The following is a 17,676-nucleotide window of genomic DNA, read 5'->3' as shown; positions in this document are numbered from 1 at the left end:
GGGCCCGGGGAGCCGGGACGCCGACCTTCCGAGGTCGGCGTCCCGGCTCCCCGGGCCCCTGGCGGTTGGTGGTCTGCCAGACTGGGCCGTGGCACGACCGGAGACGGTCGACGAGGGGCAGCACATGGTGGAGTTCGCGGAGTTCGAGCGCAGCGGCTGGGCGCGGCGGAGCCGTACGTACGACGACGGGTTCGGTGCGATGACGGCCGGGCTGCACGGCCGGCTGCTGGCCGAGGCGGGCGTGGGGCCGGGGGTGCGGCTGCTCGAAGTGGGGTGCGGCACCGGCCGGTTGGCGTCTGCGGCGGTCGGGCTGGGAGCCGAGGTGGTGGCCACCGACGCGGTGCCGGAGATGGTGGCCGAGGCCGGCCGGCTGCTGCCCGAGGTGGTGCGGGCCGAGCTGCCCGGGCTGCCGTTCGAGGCGAACGGGTTCGACTGTTCGGTCGGGGCGTTCGTGATCAACCACGTGCCCGATCCGGTGGCGGCGGTCCGCGACCTGGCCCGGGTGACGGTCCCCGGCGGCGCCGTGGTGCTCTCCTGCTGGGACGCGCTGACGGCCAACCGGGCCCAGGGGGTGTTCTTCGACGCCGTCGCCGAGGCGGGGGCGGCCCGCCCGGCCGGGCTGCCGGACAACGCGCCGTTCACGCCGTACGCCACGCCAGAAGCCTTCGCCGGACTGCTGCGGACCGGCGGCCTGACCGGGGTCGAGGTGCACCGGGTCGGCTGGACCCACCGGGTCGCGCCGGACCGGTGGTGGCGGGCGGTGCTCACCGGTACGGTGCTCACCTCCTCGCTGATCGAGGGTCAGGACGAACCCACCGTGCGCCGGATCAGGGAGCGGTACGACGCCCTGACGGCCCGCTGGGCCGAGTCGGACGGCACCGTCGCGATGCCGGTGGCCGCGCTGGTCGCGGTGGGCCGCTCGACGGGCTGACCGGCCCGTACCGGGGCGGCTGGTGCTCGTTCGGGTGACGGGCACGGTAAGAATTGACGGTGACCTCACAGCTCTTCCCCCCTGGTGTGCAGCAGACCCTCGACGTGGTCGGCATCTTCGTCTTCGCCCTGTCGGGGGGTCTGCTGGCGGTCCGGAAGAACATGGACATCTTCGGGATCGGGGTGCTCGCCGAGGCGACCGCGCTGGGCGGCGGGGTGATGCGCGACCTGGTGATCGGGGCCACCCCGGTGGTGGCGTTCACCAACCTCGGGTACTTCCTCACCCCGCTGCTGGCCGCCCTGGTGGTGGTCTTCCTGCACCCCGAGGTGGAGCGGATCAACCGTGCCGTGCAGACCCTGGACGCGCTCGGCCTCGGCCTGTTCTGCGTCACCGGCACCGCGAAGGCGCACGACTACGGTCTCGGCCCGGTCCCCTCGATGGCGCTCGGCATGCTGACCGCGGCCGGCGGCGGCGTGATCCGGGACGTGCTGGCGCACGAGATGCCGTCGCTGCTGCGCTGGGACCGGGAGATCTACGCGGTGCCCGCGCTGGTCGGCTCGGCGATGGTGGTGGTGCTGATCGGCGCCGGGCAGCTCACCACCGCGACCGCGACCGCCTCGGCGCTGACCGCGTTCGTGCTGCGGATGCTGGCGCTCAGGTACGGCTGGCGGGCGCCGCGTGCTTGGCACCGCAACGGTTCTCGCACCAGCGAGGAGTAGGCGAGCCGCCGTAGGCCAGCGAGATCGCCTCGACGGTGCAGAGCAGCTCGGGCAGCAGTCGGCTGAGTTCCGCGATCGGGGCCACCCCGACCGGGGCGGACATCGAGCAGGCGGCGATCGTGGTGCCCTCGGGGCCGACCACCGGGGCGGCGATGCAGTTCACCGTCTCCTGGTACTCGGCCTGGTCCACCGCCCAGCCCTGGCGCTGCACGGCGGCCAGCTCGGTCCGGAACTCCTCGGCGGTGCGGATGCTGGTGCTGGTCCTGGCCGGGAACTCCTGGACGGCCAGAAAGGCCGTCAGCTGATCCTCCGGCAGATCCGCCAGCAGCACCTTGCCGACGGCGGTGGCAACCGCCGGGACGCGCTGGCCGATTCGGGCGGCCGGGTCGGACCAGGTGCCGGGCCGGTCCGGGTAGCGGCTCTGCACCTTGTCAAGGTAGAGCACCTCACCGGCGTCCAGCACCGCGAGCTGCACGGTGTGCCCGTACCGGTCGTTCAGCGAGGCCAGGTACGGGGCGGCGACCTGGCGGACGTCGATCCCCGCCAGGGCCTGCTGGGCCAGCGAGAAGAGCCGTCCGCCGAGCCGGTAGCGCTGGTCGGACTGACGGTCGACCAGACCGTGTTCCTGCAGCGTGCGGAGCAGTCGGAGGGCGGTGGACTTGTGCACACCGATCCGGGTGGCGGCCTGTTCCAGGGAGGCGGGCCCTTCGCCGAGCGAGGCGAGGATGGTCAGCGCCCGGTCCACCGTCTGCGACATTCCGCCGCGCCCCCTCACCCGTCGAGTTGAGCCAGGAGGCTAACCGTGCGTTGCGGAGGGTGCAATGGCCAAATCGTGACCGGCAGGCCCCCTACACTTGAGCCGCTATGCCATATCTCGACCATGCGGCCACCACTCCGATGCTGCCCGAGGCGATCGCCGCCATGAGCGCGCACCTCGGGGTGGTCGGCAATGCCTCCTCCCTGCACGCGGCCGGCCGCCGGGCCCGCCGGGTGGTCGAGGAGTCCCGCGAGTCGCTGGCCGGCTCGCTCGGCGCCCGGCCCAGCGAGATCGTGCTGACCGGCGGCGGCACCGAGTCCGACAACCTCGCGGTGAAGGGCCTGTACTGGGCCCGCCGGGACGCCGATCCGGCCCGCCGCCGGGTGCTGTGCAGCCCGGTCGAGCACCACGCGGTGCTGGACGCGGTGCACTGGCTCACCGAGCACGAGGGCGCCGAGGTCGACTACCTGCCGGTGGACGGCTACGGCCGGGTGCACCCCGAGGCACTCCGGGAGGCGATCGAGCGGGACCCGTCCTCGGTCGCCCTGATCACCGTGATGTGGGCCAACAACGAGGTCGGCACCCTGCAGCCGATCCACGAACTCGTCGCGGTGGCGCAGGAGTTCGGCATCCCGATGCACGCCGACGCGGTGCAGGCGCTGGGCCAGGTGCCGGTCTCCTTCGCCGAGTCGGGGCTGGACGCGCTGACCGTCACCGGGCACAAGATCGGCGGCCCGTACGGGGTCGGCGCGCTGCTGCTCGGCCGGGGCGTCACGCCGGTGCCGCTGCTGCACGGTGGTGGCCAGGAGCGCGACGTGCGGTCCGGGACACTGGACGTGCCCGCGGCCGCGGGGTTCGCCGCCGCCGCCGAACTCGCGGTGGAGCGCCGGGCCGAGCACGCCGCGGTGGTCGCCGCGCTCCGGGACGAGCTGGTCGCCGAGGTGTTCCGGGTGGTCCCCGACGCCGTGTTGAACGGCGATCCGGCGGCCGCCGGGCGGCTGCCCGCCAACGCGCACTTCTCCTTTCCCGGCTGCGAGGGCGACGCGCTGCTGATGTTGCTGGACGCCCAGGGCATCGAGTGCTCCACCGGCTCGGCCTGCTCGGCCGGCGTGCCGCAGCCCAGCCACGTGCTGCTCGCGATGGGCGCCGACCCGCTGCTGGCCCGCGCCTCGCTCCGGTTCTCCCTCGGCCACACCTCGACCCGGGACGACGTCGCCGCACTGGCCGCCGCCATCGGCCCGGTCGTGCTCCGCGCCCGGAACGCCGGACTCGCCGCCGCCGCACGCCGTTAGGCCCTGTCCGGGCGATCTTGTCGGGCGTGCGACGTCGGACCCGCCGCGCCGGCGGCTGATGTCACAGCCCGGCTCGGCGTGCGGCCGGAACGCCCAAGTACGACCCGGTACGAGGCCGTTCCGGCCGCACGCCCAGCCGGGCGCCCGACGCCGCACGCTGATCCGACAGGATCGCCCGGACAGGGCCCAGGCCCGGCCGACCGATGGGGGCCGGTCCCACCACGTACCCTGGTGGGCATCATGACTGACTTTCCCGGTGCTCCCGTGTCCCCTGGCAATGGCCGGCTCCGCGTGCTCGCGGCGATGTCCGGCGGCGTCGACTCGGCCGTGGCCGCCGCGCGCGCGGTCGAGGCCGGGCACGAGGTGACCGGCGTGCACCTGGCGCTGTCCTCGAACCCGCAGTCGTTCAGGACCGGCGCCCGGGGCTGCTGCACCATCGAGGACTCCCGGGACGCCCGCCGGGCCGCCGACGTGATCGGGATCCCGTTCTACGTCTGGGACCTGGCCGAGCGGTTTCGCGAGGACGTGATCGACGACTTCGTCGCCGAGTACGCGGCCGGCCGGACCCCGAACCCCTGCCTGCGCTGCAACGAGAAGATCAAGTTCGCCGCGCTGCTGGACAAGGCGATCGCGCTCGGCTTCGATGCGGTCTGCACCGGGCACTACGCCCGGATCGTCGACCTCCCGTCCGGCGAGCGGCAGTTGCACCGCGCGGTGGACATGGCCAAGGACCAGTCCTACGTCCTCGGGGTGCTCGACGCCGACCAGCTCGCGCACTCGCTCTTTCCGCTCGGCGACACCACCAAGGACCTGATCAGGGCCGAGGCCGAACAGCGCGGCCTGGCCGTCGCCAAGAAGCCGGACAGCCACGACATCTGCTTCATCGCCGACGGCGACACCCAGGGCTTCCTGGCCAAGCACCTCGGCACCGCCACCGGCGACATCGTGGACGCCGACGGCAGCAAGCTCGGCGAGCACGACGGGGCGTACGGCTTCACCATCGGCCAGCGCAAGGGCCTGCGGATCGGCACCCCGGCCGCCGACGGCAAGCCCCGCTACGTGCTCGACATCTCGCCGGTGAACAACACCGTCACCGTCGGTCCCGTCGAGGGCCTGGACGTGCTCGGCCTGACCGCGATCCGCCCCCGCTGGTGCGGGGAGGCCCCGGCCGGCCAGGGCTCGTACACCGCCCAGCTCCGGGCGCACGGCGACGAGGTCCCGGTCTCCGCCACGCTGTCCGACGGCGAGCTGCACGTCCGACTGGCCGCCCCCGCGCGCGGAATCGCCCCCGGGCAGGCCGTGGTGCTGTACGACGGCACCCGGGTGGTCGGCTCGGCCACCATCGCCAGTACCGAGCGGCGCCCGGTCACGGCCTGACCGGACGGCCCCCGGACCTGGTAGACCTTGGGGCACTATGAACATCACCGTCTTCTGTTCCGCGTACTCGCTCGACGCGAAGTACACCGCACCCGCCGCCGAGTTCGCCCGCCTGCTCGGGGAGGGCGGCCACACCCTGGTCTGGGGCGGCTCGCACGCCGGGCTGATGGGGCTGCTGGCCGACGGGGTGAAGGAGGCCGGCGGCCGGCTGATCGGGATCTCGGTGGAGTTCCTGGCGCACAAGACCTACGAGGGCGCCGACGAGCTGGTGATGACGCGTGACCTGGCCGAGCGCAAGGCACAGCTGCTGGCCCGCGCGGACGCGCTGGTGGTGCTGGTCGGCGGGCTGGGCACGCTGGACGAGATCACAGAGGTGCTGGAGCTGAAGAAGCACGCGCTGCACGAGAAGCCGGTGGTGGTGCTCGACACCGAGGGCTTCTACGGCGGGCTGCGCACCCAGCTGGAGCGGATGGATGTCGAGGGCTTCCTGCCCCGGCCGTCGGCCGAGCTGATCCACTTCGCGGCCACCCCGGCCGAGGCGCTCGCACTGCTGGAGGAGAAGAACTGATGGGTGCTCACCTGATCACCGGAGCGGGCTCCGGCATCGGCGCGGTCGTCGCCGGGCGGTTGGCCGAACGCGGCGAGCAGCTCTGGCTGGTGGCCCGGGACGCCAGGCGCGGGGCCGAACTGCGGGCCCGCTTCCCCGGCAGCCGGACCCTGGTCGGCAACCTGGCCGATCCGGCGAAGCTGTCCTGGGCACTCGGGCAGCAGGAGCTGCCGATCGAGCTGGACTCGATCCTGCACATCGCGGGCGTGGTCCAGCTCGGCGAGATCGGCGACCTGCCGGTCAAGGCCTGGCAGGAGCAGCTGAACGTCAACCTGGTCGCACCGGCCGAGCTCACCCGGCTGCTGCTGCCGTCCCTGCGGCAGGCCCGGGGCCACGTGGTCTTCGTCAACTCCGGCGCCGGCCTGTCCGCCCATGCCACCTGGGGGGCGTACGCGGCGAGCAAGTTCGGGCTGCGGGCGCTGGCGGACTCGCTGCGGGCCGAGGAGCACGGCCACGGCGTCCGGGTCACCTCGGTCTATCCCGGGCGGACGGCCACCGCGATGCAGGTGAAGGTCCACCAGCAGGAGGGCAAGGAGTACGACCCGTCCCGGTGGATCGCCCCGGAGTCGGTCGCCACCGCGATCCTCACGGCGCTGGACCTGCCCAGGGACGCCGAGATCACCGAGATCACGGTCCGCCCCGGCGGCTGACCGAGCGTTCGTTCTGTGAAGCCCCCGGGGCGGAATCGTGCTTCCGCTCCGGGGGCTTCGGCGTGTCGGGAGCCGGGTCCGGCCGCTCACCAGCCCTGATGTCCACGGGGTGGATCGGATACGACGGGTCGGTCCGGGCGAGAGGTGCTTCGGGGCCGAATCGCCGAGCGGCGAAACACGTTGGGTGACGCCCCGTCGGGTCGTGCAGGACCCCGGCGGTCGGCGGCTCCCCCGGGTATGCCGGGATTGCCCACGAATGACCTGAGGGTGGATATCGGGCATACCAGGCCGACGGTCGGATAAACCTGTCCCACTGTTCCGCTTCGACTGACCCTGGGTGATCTGCAACGATCAATTCCGGACAGTGCTCACCGGAATCGAACGGACGCCTCGAATTAACGGTTGCGACAGCTGTCGAGGCGAGTGATAGTTGGGGCACAGCCACCGGCGGGGAATTGCAATGCACGGTGGTGACCGGCTCGGAGAGGGGGGTTCGACATGCGTTACGACTACTGATAATTCATGGCGTGGCCCGGGCCCGACGGCCCGGGCCACGCGCCTGTCTTCTTCCGCGAACTTCCGAGGGGACGCCCACGTGCCTGACTATGACCCACTGTCGACGGTCATGGTGACTGATCCTTATCCGACGTACTCCGAACTCCGTGCCGCCTCACCGGTGTTCTGGAGTGACCGGCTCGACTCCTGGGTGCTGACCAGGTACGAGGACTGCCGGGCCGTCCTGGGGGACGCGGCGAACTTCGCCAGCGACTGGCGTCGGGCCGGGCACGAGTCCGCCTCGACAGTGATGAGCATGCAGGCGCTCGACCCGCCGGATCACACGCCCATCCGTCGCCTTTTCACCAATGCGTTCCGAAATCAGGACCTCGACCTCATCGGCGATATGGCGGTGGTCGAGACGGTGCAGCTGCTGGAGAAATTCGCGGACGCTCCTGAATTCGATTTCACGGCCGAACTGGCCCGCCCGGTGGCGCTTTCGGCGGTCTGTCGGCTGCTGGGTGTCGACATCCCGCCGGTAGCCGATTTCGCCGCCCTCTCGGACGCGCTGGTGCACGGAATGGACGCCGGGCTGCGACCCGAGGTGCTGGAGCCGGCGATGGCCGCGCGCAAGGAGATCAACGAGCTGATCGCCGGGTGGCACGGCGCCACCAGGGGGCCGGGTCTGCTGACCCAGGTGCTGGCCGGCGCGGCGGAGGCGGGAGTCTCCGAGGGCGAGGTCTGGAACAGCTCCCGGGTGCTCTTCCTGGCCGGATTCAGCACCACCGTCGGCGCCGCCGCGAACGCGGTGCTGGCGCTGCTGGAGCGGCCGGAGGCGCTGGAGCGGCTGCGCGACCCGAAGCTGCTGGAGACCGGTGTCGACGAACTGCTCCGGTTCGACAGCCCGGTGCAGGGCACCACCAGGGCCTGCGTACGGCGCACCAGCATCGGCGGCGTCACGATCGAGCGCGGCCAGCTGGTCCTGATGCTCTTCGGCGCCGCCAACCGCGATCCCGCCCAGTTCGCCTCGCCCGACCGACTGGTGCTCGACCGCAGCCCCAACCGGCACCTCTCGCTGGGCTGGGGGCCGCACGCCTGTTCCGGCGCGATGCTCGCCCGGATCATCATCCGCGCTCTGGTGACCGGTCTGGTCCGGGCACCGCGCCCGCCCCGCCCGGCCGGCCCGCCCGTGCGCGAGACCCGCGCCACGCTGCGCTACCCGGACCGACTGCCCGTCACCTTTCGAACCGCTGGGAGCTGACCCCGAATGACCGACCTGATCGATACGTACGACCCGCTGGACCCGGAGACGCTGAAGGACCCGTACCCGACGTACGAGGCCCTGCGGGCCCTGGGCGGTCCGGTGTGGAGCGACCGGCTGGACAGCTGGGTGCTCACCTCGTACGAGCACTGCAAGAGCGTGCTGCTGGACCACGAGAACTTCGCCGCCGACTGGCGGCGGGCCGGCGAGATCGTGCCCGACGTCTCGTTGAGCGTGCACACCTTCGACCCGCCGGAGCACACCGGGATCTACGGGGTGTTGGCCCACTCGCTGATGGAGATGGCCAGCGACGACCTGGCGAAGCGGGCCAGGGCCGAGATCGCGGCCCGGCTGGACGCGCTGCCGGCCGGGCCGGTCAACCTGGTCAGCGAGTTCACCGAGCCGCTGGCGCGCTGGTTCATCCCGCAGGCGCTCGGCCTGCCCGAGTTCGACCTCGAGGTGATCCGGCCGATCGCCGCGGCGATCACCCAGGCGATGGACGGCGGGCTGGTGCCGTCGGCCCGCAAGCCCGGCGTCGAGGCCCAGGGCAGGCTCGCGGACCTGATCGAGACCTGGGTGGGCGAGCTCGAACCCCGCGCCCCGCTGCGCGAGTTGGTGGACCGGGCGACCGAGGCGGGCATCCCCAGGGCGGCGACCATGAACTCGCTGCGCACCCTGGTGGTGAACGGCTTCACCGCCGTGCCCGCCTCGCTCGGCAACGCCCTGCACGCGCTGGCCCGCGACCCGCGGATCCTCGCCGAGCAGTTGGGCGACCCGGTCACGCTGGACCGGGCCCCGCACGAGTTCTTCCGCTTCGAGGCCCCGATCCAGGGCACCACCCGGCTGGCGGTCCGGGACACCGAGCTGGCGGGTGTTCAGGTCCTGCGCGGCCAGGGCGTGTTGATGATGTTCGCCGCCGCCAACCGGGACCCGGCGCACTTCACCGAGCCGGACCGGATCGACCTGGGACGGTGGCCCAACCACCACCTGACGTTCGGATACGGCGCACACGCCTGTTCAGGCTCGATCCTCGCCCATATGCTGCTGCGCGAGGTGCTGACCGTGCTGCTCGAACGCGGAGCCGTGCTGCGGCTCGCGGAGCCGGCCACCTACAAGAAGCTCGCCACCGTGCGCACGCTGGAAATCCTTCCGCTGGAGATCACATTCTGACCACGTCCGGCCGTTACCGTGACGCCCTCGCCGTCGGTGAGTTCCGTGCGGTGTTCCTGGCGCACGTCATCTCGATGTCGGGCACGGTGGTCGCGAACTTCGCGCTCACCGTGCTCGTCTACCAGAAGACCGGCTCGCCACTGCTGGCCTCTCTCGTCTTCACCCTGATCCTCGCGCCGTTCCTGCTGGCCGGGACGCTGCTCTCGGCCCTGGTGGACCGGTTCCCGCCGCGCCGCCTGCTGGTGGTCTGCAACGTGCTGTCCGCGCTGCTGGCCGGCGCGATGGCGCTTCCCGGCACACCGTCAGCGGCCGTACTGGTCCTGGCCTTCGTGCTGGGCCTGGTCGAGCCGGTGTTCTCCGGCGCCAGGGCCGCCACCCTGCCCGACGTGCTGCCGGGGCCGGTCTACGTCCCGGGGCGCAGCCTGATGCGACTGGTCAGCCAGGGCGCCCAGATGGGCGGATTCGCGCTGAGCGGTGTCCTGCTGACGGTGGCTTCGCCCAGCGTGATCCTGCTCGGCAACGCGGTGAGCTTCCTGGTCTCGGCGGTGCTGCTGCAGTTCGGGACCCGGGAGCGGACCGTCGAGTCCGTCAAGGACGCGCCCCGGCCCGCCCTGCTGAAGGACTCGTTGGGCGGCCTCGGCGCGGTGCTGAAGGTCCGTCCGCTGCGCCGGGTGCTGCTGCTGGGCTGGGCGGTCCCGATGCTCGGCGTCGCGCCCGAGGCGCTGGCGGTGCCGTACGCGGGCATCCTTGGCGCGGGCAGTGTCGGAGCCGGGCTGCTGCTGACCGCGAACCCGATCGGGACGGTGCTGGGCGAGCTGCTGAGCAACTGGCGGCTCTCCGCGGCCACCCAGGTCCGGGTGATCGCGCCCGCCGCCGCGCTGGTCTTCCTGCCGCTGGTGTTCTTCCTGTTCAGTCCCGGAGTGGCGCTGACGGCCGTGCTGCTGGTGGTCTCCGGGCTCGGCTCCAGCTTCCACCTGGGCCAGGACCGGGTGCTGCTCGAGGTGGCTCCGGAGCACCTGCGGGCCCGGGCGCTGAGCATCCAGACCGCGGGCCTGATGTTCTGGCAGGGCCTCGGCTTCGCGGCGGCCGGCGCCGCCGCCGAGTTCGCCTCGCCCACCGTGGTGGTCCCGGTGGCGGCGGCCCTCGGCCTGCTGAGCGTCCTGCTGCTCGCGGACCGGGCCAGGTCGCGTGCCACGTCCAGGACCACCGAGAGCCAGACCTCTGAAGGAGTGCACTGATGGCCGAGACCGAACGCTGGCAGTCCCGGCTCCGGGCGGCCAAGGTCGGCCTGCCGGTCTGGGCCAGGGACCGGCCCGAGCGCTGCGTCTACCGGTCCAACGCCACCGGTACCTGGGAGATCCACGCCTGGGACCGGTCCACCGACACCCACCGGCAGGTCACCGAGCGGGCGAACGGGACCCTCATGGGCACCATCGACCCGAGCGGCCGGTGGCTGTGGTGGTTCGCCGACACGGACGGCGACGAGTTCGGCGTCTGGATGTGCCGCCCGTTCGACGGGGACACCGACCGGCCGGCCGTCCCGGGGTTGGAACCGGCCTACCCGGCAGGGCTGGCGCTCGGCGCCGGCGGTCTCGCCGTGGTGGGCCGCACCGGTGCGACGGGAAGCAGCGTCGTGCTCTGCCGGCCCGGTGCCGACCCGGTGCCGCTGTACCGACACCGCGAGGACGCCCAGGTGGTGGCGCTCTCCGCCGACGACTCGCTGGTCGCGATCGGGCACAGCGAGCACGGCGACAGCCGGCACCCGGCCCTGCGGGTGCTCGCGGTGGACGGCTCGACGGTCGCCGACCTGTGGGACGGTCCTGGGCTCGGGCTCAAGGGCGTCGGCTTCGCCCCCGTCCCGGGCGACGCCCGGCTGCTGGTCGAGCACGAGCGCCGCGGCCGGCCCGAACTGCTGATCTGGGACACCGTCAGCGGGGCCCAGCGGGAGCTGGTCCTCGACCTGCCGGGCGAGACCGGCGCCGACTGGTACCCGACCGGCGACGCCCTGCTGATCTCGCACTCCCACCACGCCAGGGACGAGCTCCACCGCTACGACCTGGCCAGCGGCGAGCTGAGCCGGATCCCGACGCCGCGCGGGACGATCGGCTCCGCCACGGTGCGGGCGGCGGCCGTCCGCCCGGACGGCAGCGTCGAGTTCGCCTGGTCGTCCGCCGCCGAACCGCAGGTGATCCGGTCGACCGCCGGGCACGTGGTGCTCGCCCCGCCCGGGCCCGCCGCGCCGCCGTCGGTGCCGGTCGAGGACGCCTGGGTCGAGGGGCCCGGCGGGCCGGTGCACGCCCTGATCTCCAGGCCACCGGGCGGCGTGGCGCCGTACGCCTGCGTCTTCGAGGTGCACGGCGGCCCGACCGGGTACGACGCCGACGCCTTCGACCCGCTGGTGGCCGCCTGGGTGGACCACGGGTTCGCCGTGGTCCAGGTCAACTACCGCGGCTCGACCGGCTACGGCTCGGCCTGGCGGGACGCCATCGAGGGCCGGCCCGGACTCACCGAGCTGGAGGACGTCAAGGCGGTCCGCGACTGGGCGGTGGCCACCGGCCTGGCCGACCCCGACCGGCTGGTGCTGGCCGGCCGCTCCTGGGGCGGCTACCTCACCCTGCTCGGGCTGGGGCTGCACCCGGGCGACTGGACCGTGGGCATCAGCAACGCGCCGGTCGCCGACTACCTGACCGCCTACCAGGACGAGATGGAGGCGCTCAAGGCGTACGACCGGTCCCTGTTCGGCGGCTCGCCCGAGGAGGTGCCCGAGCGCTACCTGGCCTCCTCGCCGCTCACGTACGTCGAGGCGGTGTCGGTGCCGGTGCTGGTGATCGCGGGGGAGAACGACCCGCGCTGTCCGATCCGGCAGATCGACAACTACGTGAACCGGCTGGCCGAGCTGGGCAAGGAGCACGAGGTCCACCGCTACGACGCGGGGCACGGCTCGCTGGTCGCGGCGGAACGGGTCAGGCACCTGGCGGCCACCATCGGCTTCGCCCGGAAGCACATCGGGGATGTCTGAGTTTCCGCAGTAGGCTCGCCCGGGTGAGCACTCAACTGGGATTCCCCGAGCTGGTCGGCGCCGCGACCGGGATCGGTTCCATGCCGGGTACGGACGCCCGGGAGGCGGCGAAGACCGCCGTCGGCGCGCTGGAGTTCCTGCCGCACCTGCCCGAGCTGCCCGCCCGGGGGCCGGGGGCGGACATGATCGGGCGGGGGGCCGGTCTGCTGGTCGAGCTGTTCGCGCAGACCGAGCCGAGCGGCTGGCGGTTCGCCGACCGGCCGGGGCGCGACACCCGGCGGGCGCACTCCTGGCTCGGCGAGGACCTGGACGCGCTGGAGGAGTTCACCCAGGGGTACCAGGGCGCGCTGAAACTCCAGGCGGTCGGGCCGTGGACGCTGGCCGCCTCGATCGAACTGCGCAGCGGCGAGAAGGCGTTGCGCGACCCGGGCGCCTGCCGGGGGATCGCCGAGTCGCTCACCGAGGGGCTGCGGCGGCACCTGGCGGACGTCCGGAAGCGGATCCCGGGCGCGCAGCCGGTGCTCCAGCTGGACGAGCCCTCGCTGCCCGCCGTACTTGCCGGTGACGTGAGGACGGCGAGCGGGTTCCAGCGGCTCCGGGCGGTGGACCGGCAGGTCGCCGAGGAGGTGCTGCGGAACGTGGTCTCGGCGCTGGACGTGCCCGTCGTGGTGCACAGCTGCGCCCCGGGCGTGCCGATCCCGCTGCTCCGCCGGGCCGGGGTGGCCGGCATCTCGCTGGACTTCGCTCTGCTGACGGAGCGTGATGACGACGAGATCGGTGAGGCGGTCGAGGAGGGCACGGTGATCCTCGCCGGTGTGGTGCCCTCCACCGACACGGGAATGACAGACCCGGCCGGTAGTGTCCAGGGTGTCAGGACGTTGTGGCGCAGGTTGGGGCTGTCCCCGGAGCTGCTGGGCCGCCGGGTGCTGGTGACACCGACCTGCGGGTTGGCGGGGGCCTCGCCCGCGTACGCCCGCACGGCGCTGTCACTCAGCGCGAGGGCGGCGCAGAGCCTGGTGGACAACCCGGAGTAGGTCATTGGGAGGACGCGGTGGCGGTCGAGGGCTGGGAGGACGTTCCGGCGGAGGTGCGCAAGCGCCACGCGGAGCTGGCGGCGGAGATCGTCGGCCACCGGGTGCGGTACTACGAGCAGGACGCCCCGATCGTCACCGATGCCGAGTTCGACCGCCTGCTGCGGGAGTTGGAGGGGATCGAGGCCGCCCACCCGGTGCTGGTCACCCCCGACTCGCCGACCCAGAACGTCGGCGGCGCGCCCACCGAGCTCTTCGCCGCGGTCGAGCACCGCGAGCGGCTGCTCAGCCTGGACAACGCGATGGACGACGAGGAGCTGGCCGCCTGGGCCGACCGGGTCGCCCGCGAGTTGGACGGCATCGAGTACCACTACCTCTGCGAGCTCAAGGTGGACGGCCTGGCCGTCAACCTCACGTATGAGAACGGGCAGTTGGTCCAGGCCGCGACCCGTGGTGACGGCCGGGTCGGCGAGGACATCACCCCCAACGTGCGCACCATCAAGGAGATCCCGCACCGGCTCCACGGCGAGAACGTCCCGGCCCTGGTGGAGATCCGCGGCGAGGTCTACCTCCCCACCGAGGCCTTCGCCGAGCTGAACGCCTCGCTGGCGGCCGAGAACGAGCGCCGGGAGAAGATCAACGAGGAGCGCGCCAAGGAGGGCAAGCGCCCCGGGGCCCTGGTCAAGCTGTTCGCCAACCCCCGGAACGCGGCGGCCGGTTCGCTCCGCCAGAAGGACCCGCTGGTCACCGCCTCCCGTCCGCTGCACATGGTGGTGCACGGTATCGGCGCCCGCGAGGGCTTCGACATCGACTGCCAGTCGCACGCCTACCAGCTGCTGCACGACTGGGGCCTGCCCACCGCCCGGCACAACAAGGTGGTCGGCACCCTGGACGAAGTCCGTGACTTCATCCGGCAGTTCGGGGAGCAGCGGCACTCGGTCGAGCACGAGATCGACGGCGTGGTCGTCAAGGTGGACGAGATCCCGCTCCAGGGCCGGCTCGGCGCCACCTCCAAGTCGCCGCGCTGGGCGATCGCCTGGAAGTACCCGCCGGAGGAGGTCAACGGCAAGCTCGCCGAGATCAAGATCGGCATCGGCCGGACGGGCCGGGCCACCCCGTACGCGGTGCTGGAGCAGCCGGTGAAGGTGGCCGGCTCGATGGTCCAGTACGCCACCCTGCACAACCAGGACGTTGTGAAGGCCAAGGGCGTGCTGATCGGCGACACCATCGTGCTGCGCAAGGCCGGTGACGTGATCCCGGAGATCCTCGGCCCGGTGACGGAGCTGCGGCCGGCGGACGCCAGGCCCTTCGAGATGCCGACGGAGTGCCCGGAGTGCGGCAGCGGGCTGCGCCCGATGAGCGAGGGCGACATCGACCTGCGCTGCCCGAACGCCCAGGGCTGCCCGGCCCAGATCCGGGAGCGGATCGCCTACCTCGGCGGCCGCGAGTCGCTGGACGTCGAGGGCCTCGGGTACGTCGCCGCCACCGCGCTGACCCAGCCGCTGGAGCCCAAGCAGCCCCCGGTGGGGAACGAGGGGGACATCTTCGGCCTGACCCTGGAGCAGCTGCTGCCGATCCGGGTCCGGGTGCTGGAGCCGAAGACCGGCATGCCCAAGCTGGACGACCGGACGGGCGAGGAGAAGGTGGTTCCCTTCTTCGCCAATCTCAAGGGCGAGCCGAAGAAGTCGGCCACCCTGCTGCTGGAGAATCTGGAGAAGGCCAAGGACCGGCCGCTCTGGCGGTTCCTGAACGGCCTGTCGATCCGTCACGTCGGCCCGGTCGCCGCCCAGGCGCTGGCCAGGGAGTTCCGCGACCTGGACCTGATCTTCGCCAGGACGGAGGAGGAGCTGGCCGCCGCCGAGGGGGTCGGCCCGATCATCGCCCGGGCCATCAAGGAGTGGTACGAGGAGGAGTGGCACCGCGAGATCCTGGAGAAGTGGCGCGCCGCCGGCGTCCGCTTCGTCGAGGAGAGCACCGGGGATGACGGCCCCCGCCCGCTGGAGGGGCTGACCGTGGTGGTCACCGGCACGCTGGCCGGGCACACCAGGGACGGCGCCAAGGAGGCACTGACCTCGCGCGGGGCCAAGGTGACCGGATCGGTCTCGAAGAAGACCGACTTCGTGGTCGCGGGGGACAACCCCGGGTCGAAGTACGACAAGGCGGTGCAGCTCGGGCTCCCCGTGCTGGACGACGCAGGTTTCGCCGTCCTGCTGGCGGAGGGTCCCGAGGCGGCCAGGGCGCACCTGGGGATCGAGCCCGCCGAGCCGGTGGCTGAGTCTCCGGCCGAGGGCTGAGTCTCCGTTACCTTCCTGATGCCTCGTCAGCGGGGTCCGGCCGAAAGAAACCGGGCATTCTGTCAGTGTGCGGCATCCCGGAAGGACGTTCCGGCCTCGCCGTGTCCAGGGTTGTCCGAAAGTACGCCTTACCGGTCTGACAGCGGCTTACCCTTAGGGCGACACTGTGTCAGCAGGGGCGGTCGGCACCGGGGTTGCAGCCGGTACCACCGGGGACGCCCCGGTTCACTGACGCCTGCCGGCACTCCGGGTGTCGCACCGAAAGGCGGCCTGAACGGGGCGGGCCCGACGGAGGACAGGGCTTATGGATCGTACGACCGGCGGCGTGCCCACACGCCCGCCGCAGGGGGTGGCAGGTGCGGTCCTGCTGCTCGGCGTGCTGTTGGCCGGTGCGGCGCCGCTCATCCCGCTCGCCGTCCTGGTCTACCGGCACGAGCCCGAGCTGTTACCGCTGTTCGCGGTGCCGGTGGCGGTGCTGGTGGCGGCCTGGCGGATCGCCCGGGACCGCGCGCGGGACCAGCTCACCGACCCGCTGACCGACCTGCCGAACCGTCATGCCCTGCTGCTGGCCGCCCAGGAGGCGATCGCCGAGCACGGTGGTGACCAGGACTGGAACGTCGGCCTGATCCTGCTCGACCTGGACCGGTTCAGGTCGCTCAACGACGCGCTCGGCCACACCGCCGGGGACAGGCTGCTGGTGCACATCGCCCGCCGCCTGCACCGGGCGCTGCGCTCGGGCACCCACAACCCCGGCCGGGACGATCCGGACGACGTGTTCTCCAGTCTGCCGCCGCCGGTCCAGCAGAGCCTGCGTCCGGTGGTCGCCAGGATGGGCGGCGACGAGTTCGCCGTCCTGCTGCCCGGCGTCGGCCGCCCGGACACCCTGGAGCGGGTGGCCAGGGCGCTGATCGCCGAACTCGCCGCGCCGATCCGGCTGGACGGGCTGCTGCTGGTGCTGGAGGCCAGCGCCGGGGTCTGCGTCTACCCGGCGCACGCCCAGGACGCCGAGGCGCTGCTCCGCCGGGCCGACGTGGCGATGGCGCACGCCCAGCGCCGCCGGACCGGGGTCGAGCAGTACGACGAGACCCGGGACCTCGACACGCCGTACCGGATCGGCCTGCTCGGTGACCTGCGCCGGGCCCTGGAGACCAATGAGGTGCAGCTGCACTACCAGCCGAAGGTCGCCTTCGACGGGCGGGTGGTCGGCCTGGAGGCGCTGCTCCGCTGGGAGCGGCCCGGCCAGGGCCGGGTGCCCCCGGACGAGTTCATCGGCCTGGCCGAGTCCAGCGGTCTGATGCCCCGGCTGACCGACTACGTGCTGGAGTCGGCCGTCGGCCAGCTGGCGATCTGGCGCTCGCAGGGCCTGGAGGTCCAGGTCGCCGTCAACGTCTCGCCCCGGGACGTGCTCAACCCCGGCTTCGCCGACCGGGTGGCAGGGCACCTCACCCGGCATCAGGTGCCCGCCGCCGCCCTCCAGCTGGAGATCACCGAGCGGCTGCTGCTGGACGACTCCCGGCTGGCCGCCGACACCCTCGCCGAGCTGCGGCGGTACGGGGTGGGCATGTCGCTGGACGACTTCGGCACCGGCCACTCCTCGCTGGTCCGGCTGCGCTCGCTGCCGGTCGGCGAGCTCAAGATCGACCGGTCCTTCGTCTCCCGGATGGTGGCCGACGACCACGACGCGGCGGTGGTCCGCTGCTCGGTCGAGCTGGCCCACTCGCTCGGCCTGACCGTGGTCGCCGAGGGCGTGGAGGACGACGAGACCTGGGAGCAGCTGCACAGCATGGGCGTGGACGCGGTCCAGGGCTGGCTGGTCTCCGCCGCCCTCCCGGCCGACCAGGCCACCGCCTGGCTGATGGTCCACCGCACCGGCGCCCCGGCGGTCGAGCTGCTGGCGCCGCCGCAGTAGAGCCCGCCCGGGGTAGGCGGCAGCGTGAACGGGTCGTGTTCGAGCGGGTCCTGACGTCCGGACCCGCTCGAACACGACCCGCTCCCGTTCAGCTGACGCCCCCGAGGGCGGTGGCGCCGCTCCCCGAGCCGCTGCGGGGCACGAGGGCGGGTTCCCGGTTGCCC

Annotated in this window: 14 protein-coding genes; 13 read left to right on the top strand and 1 reads right to left on the bottom strand. The window is 72.6% G+C overall.

Annotated features, from left to right (window positions below; all coding sequences use genetic code 11):
• The first annotated feature begins 88 nt into the window (after positions 1–88).
• Both ACKUU6_RS11540 and ACKUU6_RS11535 read left to right on the top strand, forming a co-directional pair.
• Positions 89–931, top strand: a complete 843-nt coding sequence (locus ACKUU6_RS11540) for a class I SAM-dependent methyltransferase (RefSeq protein WP_407988403.1) — start codon at positions 89–91, stop codon at positions 929–931.
• Positions 932–990: 59 nt separating this feature from the next.
• Complete coding sequence (locus ACKUU6_RS11535; RefSeq protein WP_407988402.1) at positions 991–1,650, top strand: trimeric intracellular cation channel family protein; 660 nt, start codon at positions 991–993, stop codon at positions 1,648–1,650.
• Here ACKUU6_RS11535 and ACKUU6_RS11530 read toward each other — a convergent pair.
• Positions 1,586–2,407: an IclR family transcriptional regulator gene (locus ACKUU6_RS11530; protein WP_407988401.1), complete on the bottom strand. Its 822-nt coding sequence runs from the start codon at positions 2,405–2,407 to the stop codon at positions 1,586–1,588. The two genes, ACKUU6_RS11535 and ACKUU6_RS11530, sit on opposite strands and share 65 nt — an antisense overlap.
• A 107-nt stretch (positions 2,408–2,514) precedes the next feature.
• Here ACKUU6_RS11530 and ACKUU6_RS11525 point away from each other — a divergent pair, with 107 nt between their 5' ends.
• The 11 genes from ACKUU6_RS11525 (at position 2,515) to ACKUU6_RS11475 (ending at position 17,512) form a co-directional block, all read left to right on the top strand.
• Positions 2,515–3,699 (top strand): cysteine desulfurase family protein, encoded by a 1,185-nt coding sequence (locus ACKUU6_RS11525; RefSeq protein ID WP_407988400.1) that lies wholly within the window; start codon positions 2,515–2,517, stop codon positions 3,697–3,699.
• Between the two features lie 240 nt (positions 3,700–3,939).
• Positions 3,940–5,076, top strand: a complete 1,137-nt coding sequence (gene mnmA / locus ACKUU6_RS11520; protein WP_407988399.1) for a tRNA 2-thiouridine(34) synthase MnmA — start codon at positions 3,940–3,942, stop codon at positions 5,074–5,076.
• 37 nt (positions 5,077–5,113) lie between these two features.
• Entirely contained in the window at positions 5,114–5,644 is a 531-nt protein-coding gene (locus ACKUU6_RS11515; protein ID WP_407988398.1) for a TIGR00730 family Rossman fold protein, read from the top strand.
• Positions 5,644–6,333, top strand: a complete 690-nt coding sequence (locus tag ACKUU6_RS11510; protein ID WP_407988397.1) for an SDR family oxidoreductase — start codon at positions 5,644–5,646, stop codon at positions 6,331–6,333. The genes ACKUU6_RS11515 and ACKUU6_RS11510 overlap by 1 nt, the downstream gene beginning before the upstream one ends.
• Before the next feature lie 625 nt (positions 6,334–6,958).
• A complete protein-coding gene (locus ACKUU6_RS11505; protein ID WP_407988396.1) occupies positions 6,959–8,089 on the top strand; it encodes a cytochrome P450 in 1,131 nt (376 codons plus the stop codon).
• A gap of 6 nt (positions 8,090–8,095) precedes the next feature.
• Complete coding sequence (locus tag ACKUU6_RS11500) at positions 8,096–9,259, top strand: cytochrome P450 (RefSeq protein ID WP_407988395.1); 1,164 nt, start codon at positions 8,096–8,098, stop codon at positions 9,257–9,259.
• Positions 9,253–10,497, top strand: a complete 1,245-nt coding sequence (locus ACKUU6_RS11495) for an MFS transporter (RefSeq protein WP_407992098.1) — start codon at positions 9,253–9,255, stop codon at positions 10,495–10,497. Before ACKUU6_RS11500 ends, ACKUU6_RS11495 begins: the two co-directional genes overlap by 7 nt.
• On the top strand, positions 10,497–12,278 hold the full coding sequence (locus tag ACKUU6_RS11490) for a prolyl oligopeptidase family serine peptidase (RefSeq protein WP_407988394.1): 1,782 nt from the start codon (positions 10,497–10,499) through the stop codon (positions 12,276–12,278). The genes ACKUU6_RS11495 and ACKUU6_RS11490 overlap by 1 nt, the downstream gene beginning before the upstream one ends.
• Before the next feature lie 80 nt (positions 12,279–12,358).
• Positions 12,359–13,312: a methionine synthase gene (locus ACKUU6_RS11485; RefSeq protein WP_407992097.1), complete on the top strand. Its 954-nt coding sequence runs from the start codon at positions 12,359–12,361 to the stop codon at positions 13,310–13,312.
• A gap of 17 nt (positions 13,313–13,329) precedes the next feature.
• Complete coding sequence (gene ligA, locus ACKUU6_RS11480) at positions 13,330–15,603, top strand: NAD-dependent DNA ligase LigA (RefSeq protein WP_407988393.1); 2,274 nt, start codon at positions 13,330–13,332, stop codon at positions 15,601–15,603.
• Between the two features lie 325 nt (positions 15,604–15,928).
• Positions 15,929–17,512 (top strand): putative bifunctional diguanylate cyclase/phosphodiesterase, encoded by a 1,584-nt coding sequence (locus ACKUU6_RS11475; RefSeq protein WP_407988392.1) that lies wholly within the window; start codon positions 15,929–15,931, stop codon positions 17,510–17,512.
• Positions 17,513–17,676 lie beyond the last annotated feature (164 nt).

It is taken from the genome of Kitasatospora sp. CMC57, from assembly GCF_045866025.2.
Lineage (GTDB): Bacteria > Actinomycetota > Actinomycetes > Streptomycetales > Streptomycetaceae > Kitasatospora.
This window is presented reverse-complemented; position numbering and strand designations above follow the sequence as displayed.